The 18419-nt window shown below is 46.4% G+C and carries 15 protein-coding genes; 7 read left to right on the top strand and 8 right to left on the bottom strand.

What is annotated here, in order from left to right:
- The first annotated feature begins 94 nt into the window (after positions 1-94).
- From V6W81_RS01790 to V6W81_RS01770, 5 genes are all read left to right on the top strand, one after another.
- A complete protein-coding gene (locus tag V6W81_RS01790; RefSeq protein WP_056703663.1) occupies positions 95-745 on the top strand; it encodes a response regulator in 651 nt (216 codons plus the stop codon).
- A complete protein-coding gene (locus tag V6W81_RS01785) occupies positions 738-1853 on the top strand; it encodes a PAS domain-containing sensor histidine kinase (RefSeq protein ID WP_338541358.1) in 1116 nt (371 codons plus the stop codon). Before V6W81_RS01790 ends, V6W81_RS01785 begins: the two co-directional genes overlap by 8 nt.
- Before the next feature lie 453 nt (positions 1854-2306).
- On the top strand, positions 2307-2801 hold the full coding sequence (locus V6W81_RS01780) for an Lrp/AsnC family transcriptional regulator (RefSeq protein ID WP_056703659.1): 495 nt from the start codon (positions 2307-2309) through the stop codon (positions 2799-2801).
- Positions 2802-2813: 12 nt separating this feature from the next.
- On the top strand, positions 2814-3401 hold the full coding sequence (locus tag V6W81_RS01775; protein ID WP_145050027.1) for a chromate transporter: 588 nt from the start codon (positions 2814-2816) through the stop codon (positions 3399-3401).
- Between the two features lie 3 nt (positions 3402-3404).
- A complete protein-coding gene (locus tag V6W81_RS01770) occupies positions 3405-3950 on the top strand; it encodes a chromate transporter (protein ID WP_145050025.1) in 546 nt (181 codons plus the stop codon).
- A gap of 187 nt (positions 3951-4137) precedes the next feature.
- On the opposite strand, the gene V6W81_RS01765 is transcribed toward V6W81_RS01770, so the two are convergent.
- Positions 4138-6525, bottom strand: coding sequence for an Ig-like domain-containing protein (locus tag V6W81_RS01765; RefSeq protein ID WP_338541357.1), 2388 nt, complete (start codon positions 6523-6525; stop codon positions 4138-4140).
- Between the two features lie 194 nt (positions 6526-6719).
- Between V6W81_RS01765 and V6W81_RS01760 the strand changes: the two genes are divergently transcribed.
- A complete protein-coding gene (locus V6W81_RS01760) occupies positions 6720-7319 on the top strand; it encodes a class I SAM-dependent methyltransferase (RefSeq protein ID WP_338541356.1) in 600 nt (199 codons plus the stop codon).
- Between the two features lie 324 nt (positions 7320-7643).
- Here the strand turns inward: V6W81_RS01760 and V6W81_RS01755 are convergent, their stop codons facing one another.
- From V6W81_RS01755 to V6W81_RS01730, 6 genes are all read right to left on the bottom strand, one after another.
- Entirely contained in the window at positions 7644-8774 is a 1131-nt protein-coding gene (locus tag V6W81_RS01755; RefSeq protein WP_338541355.1) for a glycosyl hydrolase, read from the bottom strand.
- A 129-nt stretch (positions 8775-8903) separates the two neighbouring features.
- On the bottom strand, positions 8904-11027 hold the full coding sequence (locus tag V6W81_RS01750) for a heparinase II/III domain-containing protein (RefSeq protein WP_338541354.1): 2124 nt from the start codon (positions 11025-11027) through the stop codon (positions 8904-8906).
- A gap of 371 nt (positions 11028-11398) precedes the next feature.
- Positions 11399-12058, bottom strand: coding sequence for an SGNH/GDSL hydrolase family protein (locus tag V6W81_RS01745; RefSeq protein WP_338541353.1), 660 nt, complete (start codon positions 12056-12058; stop codon positions 11399-11401).
- 131 nt (positions 12059-12189) lie between these two features.
- Positions 12190-12987 (bottom strand): NAD-dependent epimerase/dehydratase family protein, encoded by a 798-nt coding sequence (locus V6W81_RS01740; RefSeq protein ID WP_338543913.1) that lies wholly within the window; start codon positions 12985-12987, stop codon positions 12190-12192.
- Between the two features lie 350 nt (positions 12988-13337).
- Positions 13338-13667 carry an AzlD domain-containing protein gene (locus tag V6W81_RS01735; RefSeq protein WP_056703634.1) on the bottom strand — a complete coding sequence of 110 codons (330 nt, stop codon included), beginning with the start codon at positions 13665-13667 and terminating at the stop codon, positions 13338-13340.
- A complete protein-coding gene (locus tag V6W81_RS01730; protein ID WP_338543912.1) occupies positions 13658-14386 on the bottom strand; it encodes an AzlC family ABC transporter permease in 729 nt (242 codons plus the stop codon). The genes V6W81_RS01735 and V6W81_RS01730 overlap by 10 nt, the downstream gene beginning before the upstream one ends.
- A gap of 321 nt (positions 14387-14707) precedes the next feature.
- Here V6W81_RS01730 and V6W81_RS01725 point away from each other — a divergent pair, with 321 nt between their 5' ends.
- Entirely contained in the window at positions 14708-16708 is a 2001-nt protein-coding gene (locus V6W81_RS01725; protein WP_338541352.1) for a methyl-accepting chemotaxis protein, read from the top strand.
- 248 nt (positions 16709-16956) lie between these two features.
- Here V6W81_RS01725 and V6W81_RS01720 read toward each other — a convergent pair whose 3' ends face one another.
- The gene (locus V6W81_RS01720) at positions 16957-18183 is read right to left on the bottom strand and encodes a DUF2087 domain-containing protein (RefSeq protein ID WP_338541351.1); all 1227 of its coding nucleotides are present in this window, start codon (positions 18181-18183) and stop codon (positions 16957-16959) included.
- Between the last annotated feature and the right edge of the window lie 236 nt (positions 18184-18419).

Here is an 18419-nt window from a genome sequence, read left to right as displayed (position 1 = left end):
AGATATCCAGCCATTCTGAGATTCCTTCTCTGGGTGGCTTTCTTTTTTGGTATGATAGAGATAGACATATGCATGCGGACAGGGGGAAAATGATGTGATTCAACTATTGGTCGTTGATGACCATGTGGTCGTACGTTCCGGGCTTATTGCCTTGTTAGACGGAAAAAGTGATATTCGGATCGTTGGAGATGCAGCGGACGGGGATGAAGCTATTGCCAAAGCCCAGCAACTGAAGCCCAATGTGGTCTTAATGGATTTTAGCATGCCGCCAGGCAAGGACGGTTTAACAGCCACTGCTGAATTAAAAAAATTAATGCCAGACATCGCCATTCTCATACTGACGATGCATGATGATGAAGAATATTTATTCCGTGCTATCCATGCTGGAGCCTCTGGATATATCCTCAAGAGTGCCCCACATGAAGAATTGCTCGCCGCCATTCGCTCCGTTGCAGAAGGCAGTGCATATCTGTATCCCAGTGCAACGAAACGACTGATGAGTGAGTATCTCGATAAAGCAAAACAAGAGAATGCCGGCCCATATGACACGCTCTCCGAGCGAGAGAAGGAAATTTTGTCATGGATCGCCAAAGGGTACGCCAACAAGGAAATTGCCGAGCATCTCGTCATTAGTGTCAAAACTGTAGAATCCCACAAAAGCAATCTTATGGAGAAGCTCGGGCTCCGTACCCGGCCGGAACTCGTGAAGTTTGCGATGAAAAAGGGGTTGCTGAACTTTGAATAGCGAACATGAAAACAGACTCAGCGGACTTGCCGACCAGCCTGTTCTGCAGTTACTTCTTGAGCTGGATGAGCATATCACCGATGACCAATTTCGTAGCAGACTGAAAGGTTCATTGCATCAACTCAGCGACCTGAAGTTTGCTCTCGACGAATCCTCCATCGTGGCGCTCACCGATCGTAAAGGGAAAATCCAATATGTAAACGATAAATTCTGCGAGATTTCGAAATATGATCGGAGTGAGCTGATAGGTCAGGATCATCGGATTATCAACTCAGGATATCATGGCAAAACATTCATGAAGAACCTGTGGGATACGATATCCTCCGGCAGGGTATGGCATGGCGAGATACGTAACCGTGCCAAAGACGGCAACTATTATTGGGTGAACACCACCATCGTGCCATTTCTCGATAACGACGGACAGCCCTATCAATATTTAGCTGTACGAAGTGAAGTGACCAAGCTTAAACGAGTAGAGGGTGAGCTGCAGACGATGATGTCTCAGGTCATGAACATTCAGGAAGAGGAACGGCGACGGATCTCGCGCGAGCTGCATGATGGAATCGGTCAGAGTCTATTCTCTCTCGTCATCCAGATGGATCGCCTGCTCGCAGATCAGCCACATCCCGGCGTCGAATCCCTGCGGAAACAAGTGACCGGAATTATGGAGGATGTTCGTGGTATGGCTTGGGAGCTCAGACCTTCTGTATTGGATGATCTCGGGGTTGTACCTGCGATTCGCACCTACATAGAGAATTACAATCGGCACTATGGTATCGAAGTTAAGCTGGAGTGCAATCTACGCAGACGACTGGAGATGAATCGTGAGATTGCGATGTACCGGATCATCCAAGAAGCGTTAACCAACATTGCGAAGTACGCGGATGTATCCGAAGCACAAGTGACCGTAGAAGATGCTGAGGATGCAACCGTGGTCATCATAGAAGATCAGGGCGTCGGCTTCAATGGAACGAAGGTGGGTAACGGTGTTGGGATGTTCAGCATGGAAGAACGTGCGCGCGGAGCTGGCGGAACACTTAGGGTATCTTCAGAGCCAGGTGAAGGGACAACCGTCACCCTCGTTCTGCCAAGGACATCAACGAAGTAAATCGAGTATAAACGACTGATTTGGATTGCAATAGTGCATTTGAAGTAGATGCTGCGCTGAGGTAGATACAACGTTAACATTCGAGCACGACTGGCGAATCATAATCATGCGTGATCAGCATAACTAGCGAATACTATGCTTGCAGAGCGCACGTCGATCGTATAGAGCTATTGTGTAGCTACGAATATACTAAAGTACACATTGTAGACTGCCAAGGAGCGTTCCTTGGGCAGTCTTTTTTTCTATTTTTGAGGTAGCTTTCACTCTATATAGAAGGTAAACTTGGCCAATTTTACAAAGTGAAAGTGAATTATCAGGTATAATCCTTATTTATTATAAATATATTGACTCGAATTACGTTTCGTCATTAAAATTAAGAGTGCTACGTACAAAATGTATAAATGCTCATTTCATGTTCTAACTGTAATTAGTGATAGAAAAGGATGGTCAATCATGGCAGAGAAACGCTCTTCTAAGGGTGGAGAAATCCCCCAAATGCACAATCTGGATGACATAGATCGCAAAATATTGGCTGCTCTGCATCACAATAGCCGGATGTCCTATACCGATCTGGGACAACAGATTGGGTTATCTCGCGTAGCCGTACAGGCACGGATTAATGCACTATCCGAAAAAGGCGTTATTGAACGATTCACGGTTGTCATCAACCCCAGCAAGGTTGGACTGCAGGTCTCAGCTTTTTTCAATGTCGACGTAGAACCTCCTTTTCTGGACGAGGTAGCGGAGAAACTCGATGAAGAACCAGCCGTAACCAGCCTATACCATATGACAGGCCCAAGTACCCTGCACATGCATGGTATTTTTGCCGACATGGAGGAGATGGAACAGTTTCTACTAGAGAAACTCTATAAGATGCCTGGAATCGTCAAAGTAGAGTCACAACTATTGTTAAAACGTTATAAAAGCCGGATGGGCATGAGACTGTAGGAGGATAACAGCATGAGTTGGAAAGTTTACAGCGGTCTCGTCACAGGAATGGTGCGAACCGGAATTTTGGGATATGGCGGCGGTCCTTCGGTAATTCCCTTGATTCGTTATGAAGCCGTTACACGTTATAAATGGGTTAGTGATGAGGAGTTCGGGGAGATTCTAGCTATCGCGAATGCTCTCCCGGGTCCAATTGCGACCAAAATGATTGCATACTTAGGTTATAAAACCAAAGGTCTCTTGGGCGCGATTGTAGCAGTGCTAGCCCATATATTGCCGACAAGTATTGCCATTATTGCACTGCTCGGCTCGATGTACGCGCTACGAGAATCCAAAGTGGTCGCAGGCATGGTGGCAGCCGTACGCCCAGTCATTTTTGTCATGCTCGGCATGATGGCTTATGAGTTCGCCATGAAGGCATGGAAAGGACTCGGCAAAACCTTTGCCCTCCTATTTGGGGTCATTGCGTTTGTGCTCTTGTTGTTACTAGACATTCACCCTGGTATCGTCATCGCTGTCTTTCTCGTCTATGGTTTCTTCCACTTTGATGTGGTTCAGCGCTTCAAGTCGAAGGACAACGCCGATAAGGGGGTGTCCTAGACGATGCTACAGACATGGTGGGAGTTATTTTGGGGATTTTTTGTAGCCAATATATTAGGATACGGGGGCGGTCCAGCTTCCATTCCGCTTATGCAAGAAGAGATTGTGAATCATTACAAGTGGTTAACGACAGAGCAATTCGGTGATGTACTTGCTATTAGTAATGCCCTCCCAGGGCCAATCGCCACGAAAATTGCTGCCTTTGTCGGTTATCAGGTTGCTGGCTGGTTTGGTGCATTCATTGCCAGCTTCGCTACGATTGTGCCTTCGGCCGTCGCATTAATTCTACTGCTGCGCTTGCTTAACAAATACCGTACCTCTCCAAAAGTCAAAGGTATGACGTTGTTAGTACAGCCCGTCATTGCCGTCCTCATGATTCTGCTCACATGGGAGTTCGGCCAAGTCTCCACCGAGTCGATCGGCATCTGGCAAACCCTGATTATTGCTGGAATCTCGCTGTGGGTCATGACTAAAACCAAGCTTCACCCTGCTATTCTGATTGTCATTGCTTTTGCTTATGGCGCATTCGTTCTGCCTCATTTCATGTAATTCAACTGCTCACTTGTGAAGAAGAATTGCTCGTTATAATATTTTAATAAACATTAGCACAATAAAAAAACGGTGATACCCGCTCACAAGAACAGGTATCACCGTTTTTCTTTTGTTATCTTAGTATGTTGCAGCTAGTACTTCACACAACATGCCTACTTTTATTTACCTCGGTTTTAAGAAGAGTTTACTTCGCTTCAACAACGATCGTCACTTTTGTTTTCACGCCAGCATAGGTGACCGTAATGGTTGCTTTACCCTTACCATTCGCTTGAATAACGCCGTCCTTCACCGATGCAGTTGCAATACGAGAAGACTTCCATAGCGCTGGCTTGGATACGTCTGCTTCGCTACCATCTGCAAATGTTGCTGTTGCGATTACGGTCGCTTTGTCACCTGGCTTCATCGTCAGCGTAACTTTGTCAGTTTGCAGATATTTCAACGTATCCACATCCACCGCAATCGTAACCGATTTACTACCATACTTCGCTGTAATTTTAGCTTTACCTGAACCGATGGCTTTTACAGCGCCTTTGCTCACCTGTGCAACCTTGTAGTTATTTGTTTTCCATTCTGCTTTATCCGTTACATCACGTTCGCTACCATCACTCAATAGGACGGTAACGGTCAGGTTTTCAGTGTCTCCTGATTTCAGAGAAAGTGCTGGCACGGATGCTTCGATCCGTGAGATTACGTCAACCTCAACCTGAATGGTGATTTTCTTGGAACCGTACTCTGCTGTGATGTTTGCTTTACCACTGCTGTTCGCTGTGATAACGCCTTTTTTCACATCAGCCACACGTGCATTGCTTGATTTCCAAGTGGCTTCAGAGGATACGTCTTTCGTCAATCCATCCTCATCCGTAGCAGTCAGCTCGATTTGTTTTGTTTCTTTGGCAGACAATACTACGAAGTTCTCATCTGCTTCCAGATCGCTAGCCATGCCAACTTCTACTGGCAACGTCAATGTTTTTCCTTCGATTTTGGCTGTAATGGTCGCTTTACCCGTTGCTACCCCCGTTACATTACCTTTGCTGTCAACTTCAGCAATTTTTTCACTGCTGCTGCTCCATGTTGCATCCTCAGATACATCCTTGGAGATTTCACCGAACACGGCGAAAACTTTAGCAGCAAACGTGCCACCTACTGCGACGGAAGCCTTTTTCTTCTCCATCTCATACTTGTCCGCTACATCAACATTGACCGTGAATTTAACGGTTTTGCCTCCATAAGCAACGGTAATGGTCGCTGTACCGGATTTGTATGCGATCAGTTCGCCGTTAGATACATAGACGACATCTGCATTATTGGAAGTCCATGTTGCTTTAGACGTTACGGTTTCTTTACTTCCGTCGATATATTCTGCTTTTACGACAAGATTCTTGGTTTTGGTATTATCCGCAAGGCTCATCGCAACCTTGTCCTCAACACCATCGATATCGAGGTATCTCGCTGTATCTACATCCACTGCAATCTCTACCGTTTTACCACTGTGTGTCGCTTTGATCGTAGTTGATCCACTGCCCACAGCCGTAATTTTGCCTTTGAATACAGTAGCTACCTTCTCATTGCTGGATGTCCATGTAGCAAGATCTGTGACCGGCTTATCCGCACTATCTGGATATGAAGCCGTTAGTACAATGTCTGCTGTACTATTGCTCTCCGGGTTTGTGCTATCGACACGCAAGAACACGCTTTGTTTACTTGCGCTCAGTTTGCTCGTCAGATCAACATCAACATCAATCGTTACGGACTTCGTACCGTAAGTTGCTGTGATTTTGGCTGAACCAGCAGCGTAACCTTTAATTTTACCTTTAATTGCATCTGCTACCTTCTCGTTGCTCGTAGTCCACTCTGCAAGCTCAGTCACAACTTTTGTTGAACCATCTGGATATGTTGCCGTCAGCTCTACATCATCTTGACCATTCAATAACAGATTGATCTGTTTCTTATTCACATCTACACGTTTAACCACTTCAACGTTAACATCTACCGTTACGCTTTGTTTACCAACCTTACCTGTGATCACGGCTGTACCTGCACTTTGGCCGGTAACCTCACCATTCACTACAGTCGCTACTTTGTCATCACTAGAGGACCACTCTGCAATTTTCGCTGCTGCTTCCTCTACCGAGTTGTCACTGTATGTTGCTGTTAGATTGATCTTCTTCGAAGCTCCGATTCGCAGATCCAGTGTCTGTACATCCTTGGATAGCGCTTTAACCTTTTTCGTCACATTGACATGAATCGTTTGTTGTTTGCCCTGATAGGACACGGTTACGGTTGCATCACCCTCAGCTTTGGCACTGATCGTACCGTTATTCGCTGTTGCGATTGAACTGTCACTACTGCTCCAATCCGAGCTGATCGTCACACTCTGCGATGTATTATCGCTATATACCCCTGTAGCCGTCACTGAAGTCGAATCACCCACTTCGAGCGACAACTCATTTTTAGACAATACAATTTTGGATAGTTCTTTATCTGCCGCAGCGGCCAGGCCTACGTTGGAAATACTCAGTACCAGTACCAGCATCATCACCATATACTTGGTCAATCTTGGCTTTAACATCATTTCCCCCCGATTGTAATCATTTTTTTCCTTACGTTTAATGTCGGCAGGTTCTTTCCAGATGTTTAGACTTTCAGGAAAATTAGTGGAAATTAATTCTTATTCTGCTGCAAAAAGCACTCAAGATCATATAGGATAAGTTCCCGCATACGCTATTATAGCGGCAATTGAAATTGATGGATGATTGGGGGACAACGATGACGAAGTCTTTCGACTACATTGAATATTGGGAGCAAACGTATCGCTCCGGAGAAACGTCAGGGAGAGGCTCTTACGGGGTACTGGCTGAATTTAAGGCTGAGGTCGTGAATGAGCTTATTCAGCGAGAAGGCATCACCAGCGTAATTGAGTTCGGATGTGGGGACGGTAATCAGCTGCAATACATGAACTATGGTACCTATCTCGGCATGGACGTAGCAGCATCGTCCGTTCGTTTATGTGCTTCTAAGTTTGCGAGCGATACATCCAAAAGCTTCATGTTATATACACCTGGTCTGTGGATTAACCGAGGTTTTCTTCAGGCGGATCTGACCATCTGTCTCGATGTGCTCTACCACATTACAGATGAACAGGATTTTCGGAATACGCTGCATGATATCCTGCATGCCTCTGGAGAGTGGGTTGTCCTCTACACCCGGCTGAAAGAGACAGGAAATCCAGGTGTTGATACGATCCAAGATCGCAATCTGTTCCATTATCTGTACGATTATCCGGAATTCAAAGTACAGGAGATCATCCCACAGCGTTATCCAGATCAATCTTCAGCGGATTTTGTTATTTTGAGACGTAGCCTGTAACATAGAGACGCGCATGAGCGCACACCGTGAATCCTTCAAAAGTTAACCTAGTATCTCGATAATTTACAAACTGAATTTGAACCAATATGAAATGAACGGAAGGATATTACTATGCATGCTACTCCGTTGAAAGCTAAGCAACCTTCTATGTTCTCTATATTTGCGGCATAAACAAACAACACAGTGGCGAGAAGTGCTCATGTAAGAATTTTTATGGATTCCACAAAAATTCTACTTTGCACACTCAACCACTGTGTTTTCTACTTATAGATTAAGTTAGTTATCATAATTCATGAATAATTGCAGAAGGCTGTTTAAAAGGAATTAAAAGAACCCGGGACGTCCTTGCAGCTTCGCCAGTGCTTCCATATAGAAATAATCACCATAGATAATCGGGACATTAATGCCCCGTCCCTCTGGATAATGCACCGTTCCCTGCATAATTAGACCTTCCTCAGCTGCTGACTCACCTGAGCTATACCGCTCGTACAAGCCACGAGCGATGCGCTCACCTGCCGCAGCGTATTCCGCTCCGCGTGGCGACAGCTTCGCGAGCTCGAGCAGTCCACTCGCGGCAATGGCCGCAGCGGACGAGTCCCACGCCACCTGATGCTCCCCAGGTGCGCGGAAATCCCACATCGGCACGATCTCTTCGCCAAGCATGGCGAGGAAGAAATCGGCCGCGCCTTCCGCTGTCTCCAGATAGCGGGCTTCGCCCGTATGCCGGAATGACAGCGCAAACCCGTGCAGCGCCCAGGCGGTGCCCCGCGCCCAGGCGGAACCCGGAGCATGGCCTTGGCCGCCATGCTCCCGCAGCTTCTGCCCCGTGTGTGGATCGAACTCCACCACGTGGCAGATGGACCCGTCCTCGCGCACGAATTCACGCGCTACGGTGTCCGCATGTGCTTCCGCCAGCCAGCGGAAGCGCGGATCGCCGCTCTGCTCTGACGCCCAGTAGAGCAGCGGCAGGTTCATCATGCTGTCAATGATGGCTACGCCTCGCGTGTCCATCGTTGACGAGCTGAAATTCCAGGCGCGGATGAATTCACCGCGCACGTGGAACCGGGCAGCAAGTAGATTGGCGGCGAGCATACCTCGCCGCTTGCCATCTGCGCTGCCGGTCTGGCTGTAGTTGGCTACGCCACTAAGCAGCCAGATGAACCCTAGATCGTGATCGACAGAGTCCGGATCACGAAGACAACCCTCCAATTGGCGCTCACAGCTTTCAGCAATACGCGCCAAGGAGGCAACCGCCTCAGCTTTCGGCGCTGCTTCATGGACCAGCCAGAGTAGTCCCGGCCAGAAGCCAGCCGTCCACCACTCCGGATCATTCTGATCATATCTGCCTTGCGGAGCAATATGTGGAAAGGTATCTTTAATCCGCTCTGCGTTGCGAAGTACTTTTGCTGCACCCTGCCGCCATGCTTCTTCTACCCAATTAGCCGTTTCTGTCATACGTTGTATCCTCCTCTAATCAATCTTTGTGGTCTATGAATAGGGCTGCTACAATAGGTGCACACCCAACGCTTCCATGTTCACATGCGCTCCATAGCGATAAGAGCAACAATGCCCAACCTACTCCCTCTACACTCTAGGCCGAGTGATGAACTTCATTCTGCACCAGGTCTCCTGCACAGAAGGATCTGTGGTTTCCATACCCTGATTCGGTGTACGTTCCAATACAAGCTCGGTAACATATAGCCTCAAGGGAAGATGATCATGATCAACCGTATCCACCACTTCAAGTCGAGCAACCCAACGGTCTGGGCTGTGTTCCGATTCATAGGTCATGCTCACCACGGCTTTATCGGTCTTCCATTGAACCACACCATCATGGAACACAGGTTCAACATGGCTGACTAAGCGCTGAATCACGTTTTTGTATACACAAGCATAAGCGCTATTACTAGCATTTGAATTTACATCTTCATTGGCGCCCTCATCTCCACTTGCACTCACACTTGCCTTTCCAGTCACATTTGTATTTACATTTGGATTTCCATTTATTCTTGCTTCAGCAGACAGATTCAGCTCACTTGCTCGTACCACATCATCTAAATCTATATCTGTCCGATCAGAATCATAAGCAGACTTCCATGTAAAATGATCCTCTACCAACAGCTCAGCCTCTTGAGCCGAAGGAGGACAACTCCAATTAAATTGTCTTGTATATCGAGCCAATGTAGGTGCATTCCCATAGGCTGACGTGAGGTCGAAGGTGACGGCTACACTATGTGGAGATGCATGCTTCATTTCAAGCAACCTTGCTTCAGCTTCTTTTCCAGATTGTTGCACCGTTCCTTCAATGATCGGCACATTATGTCCCTGAGAACCTATCTGGAGAATACTCTCCCGTCCAGGACTGAAATAAGCCTGAGTATACGCACCTGCACCTGGATCACAGAGTATGTTGTCACCCGCTGCATGAAGAATAAAATGTCCCAGATCATTGTGATTATGGGGTTCATCGTTATGCCCACCTTTCACCGAGTAAGCAACCTCAATCCCTGCCATCTCTTCGGCACGTATCAGTTGAGCTTTGCCCATGATCCATGATAAATCCTCCAGAACGATAAATGTCTGAGACGGGGGCTGCCCAGCCTGATCACGATGACCATTAAGTACAGCCCTATCCGTCCATAACAGATTACGTGCGACATGTGCCCAGCGCCTACATGGATCATCTGTCAAAAGAGGGATGGACAACCGCCAGTTGACTTCCCCTTGCGCTCGCTCAGCTAACCTCGATAACAAGCCTGACGGAATAACCTCCCGTTCATGACTGTCTGAATAATTAACAAATGTGCCTGCAGACATATGAATATTCTGGGGAAATAACGCAATGGCTCTCGTCTTAGATTCAGATAACATATCGAGTGTACCTGCACTGAAGATTCGTAACATCTCCGCATAATACGTATAGAAGCCAAACCCATATACCCAATAACCGATGCCCTCTGCACACCCGCCATCCTCGCCGTATCCAATCAGAAAGGCATCCATTGCTTGCAAGGTATGTTCTACAGCTTTAACCCGAAGCGATTGATCCTCCAGCAGAAGGAGTGCAGCCACCCCACAGCCACCGCTACATACGGCCGACCAATTGTGTTCTGCACGTTCCCAGCCGTACGTTCGATCCTCGCGGTATAGCGGCGTAAAAATCCGGCGTTCCATCTCAGAGCGAACCCGGCGCTCTACTCGCTCATCGATGATGCCACCCAGCATGACCATGATCTCTGCAAGCATCTGAGCCGTCTCTGCTGCAAACAGATCAATCCATGTGTAAGCAGTCGCTTCTTCTCCAGATGGTATGTGGGCAGAGAGGCACCAGGTGTGTTCATTACACACACTCCAGATCAGATCTTCCAGCAGAGATACGTATGTAGAAGTCTTCGACGTAGCCGTTAATACACTAAGCGCAACTATTCGCCCACGACGTTCAAAATAAGCCGCTTCATACGCCTTTCGTTCCCCAGTATCCCTGAATTGGCGCAAAAGGGTAAACGATAATTCAGGCAAAGGCTCACGGCTTGCCCTTAACGCATACATCTCGATGTCCTTCCAAAAATCACGGTATTCCTGATCATCCAGTGTATTCGCAATCTGGCCTTTCCAATCGGAAACGCTTACTAAAGCTTCCGAGGTTCCCTGCTCCAATGCCTCTGCAATCTGCCTCGTCGTCCAGTTCAGTCCAGGATGGACGGTCATGAGAAAAGCCTCCTTACCACTGTAACCGATTTCAATTTAAGCTATTGCTTGATATGCATATGATCATTTTAACACTCTTTAGGTAGTAAATTCCAATTTATAAAAAGAACTACTCGCTTCGACCTACTTGTTCCTACCGCATTGCAATAAGCGAAGAAAGTGCACCTCACCTTCCTCCGCTCACGAAATTAGTGCGTGTTCAAAAAGGGCGGTTTTCAGTACCAAGAAGATGGGATGAAGATAGAAATGGAGTAGCGGAGCGTAGGCAAAACTACGTGAGCAACGGACATTTCGGCTGAATCCCATATTCGACGCTGATATGCCGACAGGCATCCTTCGTAATCAAAAGCGAACTTTTTGAACTACCTGTATTATTGTATTTTCAATGGGCTGTTCTGTACTACATCCAACCACTGGCGAGCAATCAGTTCATGTCCTGCTGCTGTTGGATGAACACCGTCCCATAACCAATAAGCAGCTTCTGCCTGCTGAAGTGCATCGTTGAATGTCTGTTGCAGCGGTACAAATACAGCATCAAACTCATGGGCAAGCTCACGAACCAAGTGCTGATATTCGCCAATTCTCTCCTGCCAACGATCCCAATTTTCTACGGTTGCTCCTGTTTGCAAAATAAAAGGCTCCATAAGCACCAGCCCCGTATCCGGCATCACTTCACGTGTCTCGTCCAAAAGGTGGCGATACGCTCGTCCCAGACGATCGGTGAATCCGCTTGCTTCACCATTCATGCTACGCCAAGCATCGTTAACACCAATCAGAATGCTAATTAGATCCGGCCTCAAGCTGAACGTATCCTCATTCCAGCGTGCATACAAGTCGGATGCGCGGTCACCACTAATACCTCTATTGTAGAAAAGCGGCTGTCTAGCTGCTAGATCTACACTCAATCTGCTTGCGATTAGATAGGCGTACCCGTGACCGAGAAAATGATTCGGGTCATCATTACGGGATCTTCCTCCATCTGTGATTGAATCTCCCTGAAACAATATAACGGATGAATGTGTACTCGTCATTGATACCGTTCCTTCCTTCGAATAATAATAGAAATGAACATCTGACTACCTCATTCCCCATTTTATCCCTTTCCCGCCCAATAGAAAATAGCGTTTTCATATTTTAAATAAGAAAGAACCTAGACACATGTCTAGGTTCCTTTTTGCTCCTTCGCTGTATAACCGCCGCCTTGATAGGCCGTTTCATCTTGCTTATCGGGTGCACCATGACGTTTGGCCTCCTCCCATAGATCTGCCGCATCATCTAAAGGAATGTAACCAATTTTCTCTTTGAGGTATCCAATATCGTAGTAATTGTCTGTATTCGCTGAAGTTCCATATAGATTAAGGTAGGTAAGGTTCGCGTCTGCTTCAATACAACAATGGGCTAACTGCACCATATCCCGTGGCGAAATCCAGATATGTGCGGAACGTTCGGAATGCGGATGGGTGTCACCAGAGAAGTTGCCAATTCGGATATTGAATGAAGACAAGCCATGCTTATCCACATAATACCGTCCCAACAACTCAATGTAACACTTGCTAAGTCCATAGAAGCTATCTGGCCGATAGGGGTCATCAACCTCAATATCCTCGCCTGTTTTATAGAACCCTGTTGCATGGTTTGAACTTGCAAATATGATACGTTTCACACCATTCAACCGAGCAGCTTCATACAGATGATATGCCCCAGTCACATTAATCGGCAGCACTTTGCCTAGAAAATCCTCTTCATCCTTTGCCCACGCGATATGCAGGATTGTATCCACACCTTGGGTGAGTTCCTTGATTCTCTCCGCATCCGTAACATCCAGCTCTACAATGCCTGCCTCATCGTCCTGCTGCAGATCAGCAGCGACGATATCATACTTTTCCAGTGCTCTTAGTCCCGTAAGTAAGCTTCGACCTATCACACCAGCCGCTCCTGTAATTAACACTTTGCGCCTTATCGTTCCCATCGAGTTCGCTCCCTTCGCTCCTCAGCATAATGTTCTATCATGTAAGACACTTCTATAAGAGGTTGTTCAAAAAGTCCGCTTTTGATTACGAAGGATGCGCGAGCGGCATCTCAGCTTCGAATATGGGATTCAGCCGAAATAAGTGGATGCTTACGAAGTTTGTTTCCTTCGGAAACAATGTAGTTGCTCACGTAGTTTTGCCTACGCTCCACTACTCCATTTCTATCTTCATCCCATTTTCTCGGTACTGAAAACCGACCTTTTTGAACACGCACTATATGAGCATTATTAACCGATTCAGCCGAAGGTTTACTCCTAATCACTGGAAATTTAACGTAGAACTAACCCATCCAATACCTCAAAATCATCATCGCAACAATACCTACCAGGACGGTTCCAAGTAGGCTTCGTGTCCAGATTGCGACAATAAGCGTGGGCAAGGCAGCCCATAGCGCTGGATTCTGTGTAATCGGTACTAGTTTGTTACCAGACATGAAGAGCTCCTGTCCAATTAGAGCAGCCATGACCGCTACAGGTACATATTCAAGCCAGCGTAGCAACCACATCGGAATCTGTATTTTACTGAACAACATCAAGGGCAGCACGCGAGGGATAAATGTTAACAATGCCGAGCCCATAATGATCCAGAATACATCCCATCTTACTTCCATCTTTCCATCACCACTCCCATGGTCGCCGCAATGACTGCGGCTACAATAATACTCATGCTGCCTAGTGACGCCATGCTCGCGATAATGACACATACCACTGCGATGATTGCGACGTTAATATGTAGCTTTTTATTTTTCCGTTGTACAAGTTGAAGCACGATCAGACCGATGAACATCGCAGGTAATGCAAAATCAAGCCCTAACCGCTCTGGATTCGTAATCCAGCGCCCAAAGTACGCTCCCGCCATATTCGCTGCGAACCAATTCAGATACGCGGTAATATTCAGTCCATGCATCCAGCGCTCACTTAATCTCTCGCGCCCAATCGCACGAGTCATGGCTACACCGAACGACTCATCGGTGAGCAGAGAGCCAATCCACATATTTTTCAGTGGAGTCAGATGGCGAAAATACGGAGACACTGCTGCACTGAGCAACAAGTGACGAAGGTTAACAAAAAATATCGTAAATATAATTGCAGCTGCCGACCCATTCGATGCTAACATGCCAGCAGCAATAAACTGGGCAGATCCTGCGTATAAGATCAGACTGAGCAAGGCCGTTTCCGCTAAACTTAGACCTGCTGTCATTTCAATAACACCGGCAGCAAAACCAATGCTTAAATAGCCTAACAATGTTGGGATACAGTCTTTAACCCCTTGCATAAAAGAAGCTGTATCCTGCACGTCTGCTGCGGATGAAGGCTCAGCCTCGACCATGACTGCTTTACTCAATTCGGGTACAACCCCTTCCTACTCCTCTTGATGTATGGGTGTTTTTCACACATTAACCTAGAAATATACCACAAGATGAAAGATTCGGGGAGAGGTAAAATTTTTTATGCAAAAGCACTCAAATAGACCTAATCCAAACGACCTATACAGCCGAATATATATTACATGATCACCTAAGTCATGATGGGACATGCTTAACCTTGCTTATGTCGTGATCCAAAACAATAACAATGTAGGTTGTCGCTGTTTTTGCTCCAACGTGGTTGGTCCATATTATTGCGGGTGTTGCTTAGAGGGGGAATATGTATGAAGAAGAAACATGAGGTTGTTGTCAAAAGATCTATACAGATGAGAGAGAAACTGATTCTGTCATTTGCAATTGTCCTACTCATTCCAACGATCAGCCTAGGCATCATCTCATTCCAGACAGCCGAAGGCAAAGTGGAAGAAAAGATGTACGAAAGTGCCATGAGCAGTGTGAATGTGCTTAATCAGACCATTGATGAGATCATTGGTGCTACACGAAAAAATGTCGATTTCCTGGCTTCTCAGATGGATGCAGGCAATGTAGGCCCAACTCAAGGAGACGAAACAGAAACCATTCGTACCCTACTTGATGCATATAAAGAAACCCACAATGACGTAGAGCTCGCCTCGATCGGTACGGATCAAGGTGTGTATATCAATTCTCCCGTAACCGCGGTCAATAAGGCAGGGTATGACCCTCGTGAACGTCCGTGGTATCAAGCAGCCACACAGAACAAAGATGTCCCAACCGTAATCACACCATATATCTCTAGCAACACAGGTAACGTTGTTGCCTCAGTAGCGCAGACCGCAGCAGATGGTCATGGCGTCGTCTCTGTCAGCCTTTCGCTTGAAGGCTTGTCGCAGACCGTTAACAATACCAAGATTGGTACCAAAGGTTATGTGTACATCATTGATAACGCCAATAAAATCATCGTTCACCCTACCGTGGAGCCAGGGACAGAAGGTACTTCTGCTCCATTCCAAGACATATTTAATCAGAAAAACGGTTCCCTTACGTATACATTAGAAGGACATAAAGAGCATGCATTCTTCACAACAAATGAAACAACAGGCTGGACAGTTGTAGGTGTTATTGACAGTGATGAAGTCACTGCATCCGTTCGTCCTATTCTGTATACCACGCTCATTGTCGTTGCCATTGCCGTTGCCGTAAGCTCCATTATCATTTACTGGATCGTACAATCCATCACACGTCCACTGAATCGCCTGGTGCAGGCATCCAATGAGATAAGTGATGGTAATCTGGCAATAGAAGTACCCGTTACTGGTCAAGATGAATTCGGTAAACTGAGCACCAGCTTCAACAAAATGAGCCAATCTCTGCGTAGCGTGATTCAGGATGTAAGACAGACTGCTGATGAACTAACCAGCTCATCTAACCAGCTTGCTGTGAACGCATCTGAGACAACGAAAGCAACCGAACAGGTTGCGCTGATCACCGAAGAATCTGCAACAGGCATCGAGAAACAAGCTAGCCGTCTGAAGCATACTTCTCAGCAGATGAATGAACTTGCCGGAGGCGTTGGACAGGTGACGGACAGCACCCAGCAAGTATCCGAAGCTGCTTTGCAGGCTAGCGAGCTAGCTAAGCAGGGCAATGCTTCCATTCAAACGGTCGTTACTGAAATGGATTCGGTTAGTCGCTTTGTTGATAATATGACCCAAACAGCGGAGCGACTTGGACATCATTCTACCTCCATTGGCGAGATGGTTTCGGTCATTACCGACATTGCAGCTCAGACCAACTTGCTTGCCCTGAACGCTTCTATTGAAGCTGCACGAGCTGGTGAGCATGGACGCGGGTTCTCCGTTGTTGCTAGTGAGGTTCGCAAGCTCGCAGAACAATCCAGCGAATCCGGCCAACGGATTGTTGAGCGCGTTGCCTCCATCAGACAGGAGATTGAGCATGCGAATAAGGATGCCCAAGCTGGGCAACAGGATGTGGCTAGTGGAATCCGTGCTGTTCGCTCTGCCGATGAAGCTTTTGCACAGATCAATCAAGCCGTGAATGTAGTCAATCATCAGCTGGAGAGTATCGCAGCGGCTTCACAGCAGATGGCTGCAAGTACAGCAGAAGTGGTTCAATCCATCGATCATATCCACTCTATTTCGGAAGCGAATGCAGATGGTACAGAGAATATCTCCGCAGCAACAGAGGAACAAGTTGCCTCCATGCAGGAGATTTCATCCTCGGCTGACTCTCTGGCGCACTTAGCGCACAGACTGCAGAAGCTGGTTGATCAATTCAAACTATAATTCTTCTTATTCATTCACTTGGCATCGTTAAAGTTACGGTGTTATGAATACCTATTAATGGAGTATTACAATACAAAATGCCCCGCTGGCTAGAGTTAGCCAAGCGGGGCATTTTCCTTTGGATAGAACAATCCATAAGACGACCTATAAAACAACAGGTCCACCTGTTATATCATATGGAAACATCTTCTACATTTTTCACTTCCATTTACACCTTGTCTCTTGCCTCAATTTATACCTGGGCTGGGTCAGCTACTCTTGCTATCCCCATGGTAACCTTGCTCCCCATAAGGCTGAAGCTTCTCCATCCATGCCTGCAACAGCTTCGCCAGCGCATCTTTTGTGTCAAAAAACGGATTATCTTGCTTTTTCAACTTCTCCACGACTTCGATCGTAAAGGCAGGCTCTCCATATTCATTCCATTCTGCTTGTAATGATCGATTAAGATGGGTTCCCATCTGAAGCATGAACTTCTGTCCATTTATCGTTTTCAAATTAGGAGTGCTATCCAAAAACACCTTACCATTTTGTTCATTGCGAATTTGATATACACCTGCCTCAATTTTAACCTCTTTGGCCTGTTCCTGAAGTTCTTTACGGCGATTCATCCGTTCCAACTCCCCTTTCTTCACTTTATTCTCTTCAACCGTTGTTGAATATGCCCCATTGGAGGCTGCGCCCGTACTGCTTTGTGCCCCATCAACTTGATCAACTTCCCTCCAATATTGACTGCCATCTGCTTCTCGACCGAGAAATCCATAGTCAACGAGATAACGACGGATCTCAACATCATCATGATAGACCTGCTTTAACAGCGCTTTGACTTGTTTTTCCGTGTAGGTTCGTCCGGGTTCGAATCGTTTGATGATTTCAGTCAGCACAATAAACTTGTGCTTTTGCTGCATCTGGAACGTCGTAAGCATGCCGTCCGTACCTTCGGGGAAATATTTAGTTAACACCTTGGCTCGATCCTGATCGGATATATCGAATGATCCCCCATTCATTTGACCGACTGGTTTGTTCACAGGTGTCACGAATTCAGCCGGTGCATGGGTATCTTTGCTTTTGAGAAGCTCCATCAATGCCAAGAATATTTTTGCTTGCCGTTCCTTTTCCTTCAACATATATCTATGGTTGCGAATGGTGGAAGCACTGCCGATCCCAAGTGCCTCCTGCACTTCGGCATCTTTCTTCCCTTCATAGAATTGAGCAAGCAAGCCCCGCTGTACATCCGATAGTCCAGTTATCGCTTTGTCCTGCTCCAGCAAATATTCAAATACTGATCCATGCGTTTTCTCCAAATGAACTCGAATGTAACGCTCTGCTTCATACAACACGCCGTCTTCGGGATAGATAATGCCTACTTCTGTGCTGTAACCGCAGCAAATGCACACATAATTCGATGCTTCCCTCAAGTACCCTCGCTTGATCTCTTCTAATGAGGCTGTTTGCAAAATAACATCCGTTGATTTCATGGAAGAACTCTCTCCTTTATCCTCTATCGTTAATCTCATGTGAATGAATTCATGACTTTATCGCTAATACTGGTTCAATCTAATTAAGTTATTCAAAAAAACATAGACGTTGTTTTATTTCGTTTGTTTATTTATAGATATAATATAATTTAGTTTGTTTAATGTCAACAAATGCTCTTGCTTATACTCTTACTCATATGGGTATAGGACAGAACATGTATCCAGAAGTAAGTTCT

Source organism: Paenibacillus tundrae, assembly GCF_036884255.1.
GTDB lineage: Bacteria > Bacillota > Bacilli > Paenibacillales > Paenibacillaceae > Paenibacillus.
This window is presented reverse-complemented; position numbering and strand designations above follow the sequence as displayed.

Excerpts from the sequence above, each read along its gene's own strand:
- V6W81_RS01780 (WP_056703659.1), top strand. The coding sequence starts at position 2,307 with ATGGCAGAGAAACGCTCTTCTAAGGGTGGAGAAATCCCCCAAATGCAC.
- V6W81_RS01775 (WP_145050027.1), top strand. The coding sequence starts at position 2,814 with ATGAGTTGGAAAGTTTACAGCGGTCTCGTCACAGGAATGGTGCGAACC.
- V6W81_RS01770 (WP_145050025.1), top strand. The coding sequence starts at position 3,405 with ATGCTACAGACATGGTGGGAGTTATTTTGGGGATTTTTTGTAGCCAAT.
- V6W81_RS01765 (WP_338541357.1), bottom strand. The coding sequence starts at position 6,525 with ATGATGTTAAAGCCAAGATTGACCAAGTATATGGTGATGATGCTGGTA.
- V6W81_RS01760 (WP_338541356.1), top strand. The coding sequence starts at position 6,720 with ATGACGAAGTCTTTCGACTACATTGAATATTGGGAGCAAACGTATCGC.
- V6W81_RS01755 (WP_338541355.1), bottom strand. The coding sequence starts at position 8,774 with ATGACAGAAACGGCTAATTGGGTAGAAGAAGCATGGCGGCAGGGTGCA.
- V6W81_RS01750 (WP_338541354.1), bottom strand. The coding sequence starts at position 11,027 with ATGACCGTCCATCCTGGACTGAACTGGACGACGAGGCAGATTGCAGAG.
- V6W81_RS01745 (WP_338541353.1), bottom strand. The coding sequence starts at position 12,058 with ATGACGAGTACACATTCATCCGTTATATTGTTTCAGGGAGATTCAATC.
- V6W81_RS01735 (WP_056703634.1), bottom strand. The coding sequence starts at position 13,667 with ATGGAAGTAAGATGGGATGTATTCTGGATCATTATGGGCTCGGCATTG.
- V6W81_RS01730 (WP_338543912.1), bottom strand. The coding sequence starts at position 14,386 with ATGGTCGAGGCTGAGCCTTCATCCGCAGCAGACGTGCAGGATACAGCT.
- V6W81_RS01725 (WP_338541352.1), top strand. The coding sequence starts at position 14,708 with ATGAAGAAGAAACATGAGGTTGTTGTCAAAAGATCTATACAGATGAGA.
- V6W81_RS01720 (WP_338541351.1), bottom strand. The coding sequence starts at position 18,183 with ATGAAATCAACGGATGTTATTTTGCAAACAGCCTCATTAGAAGAGATC.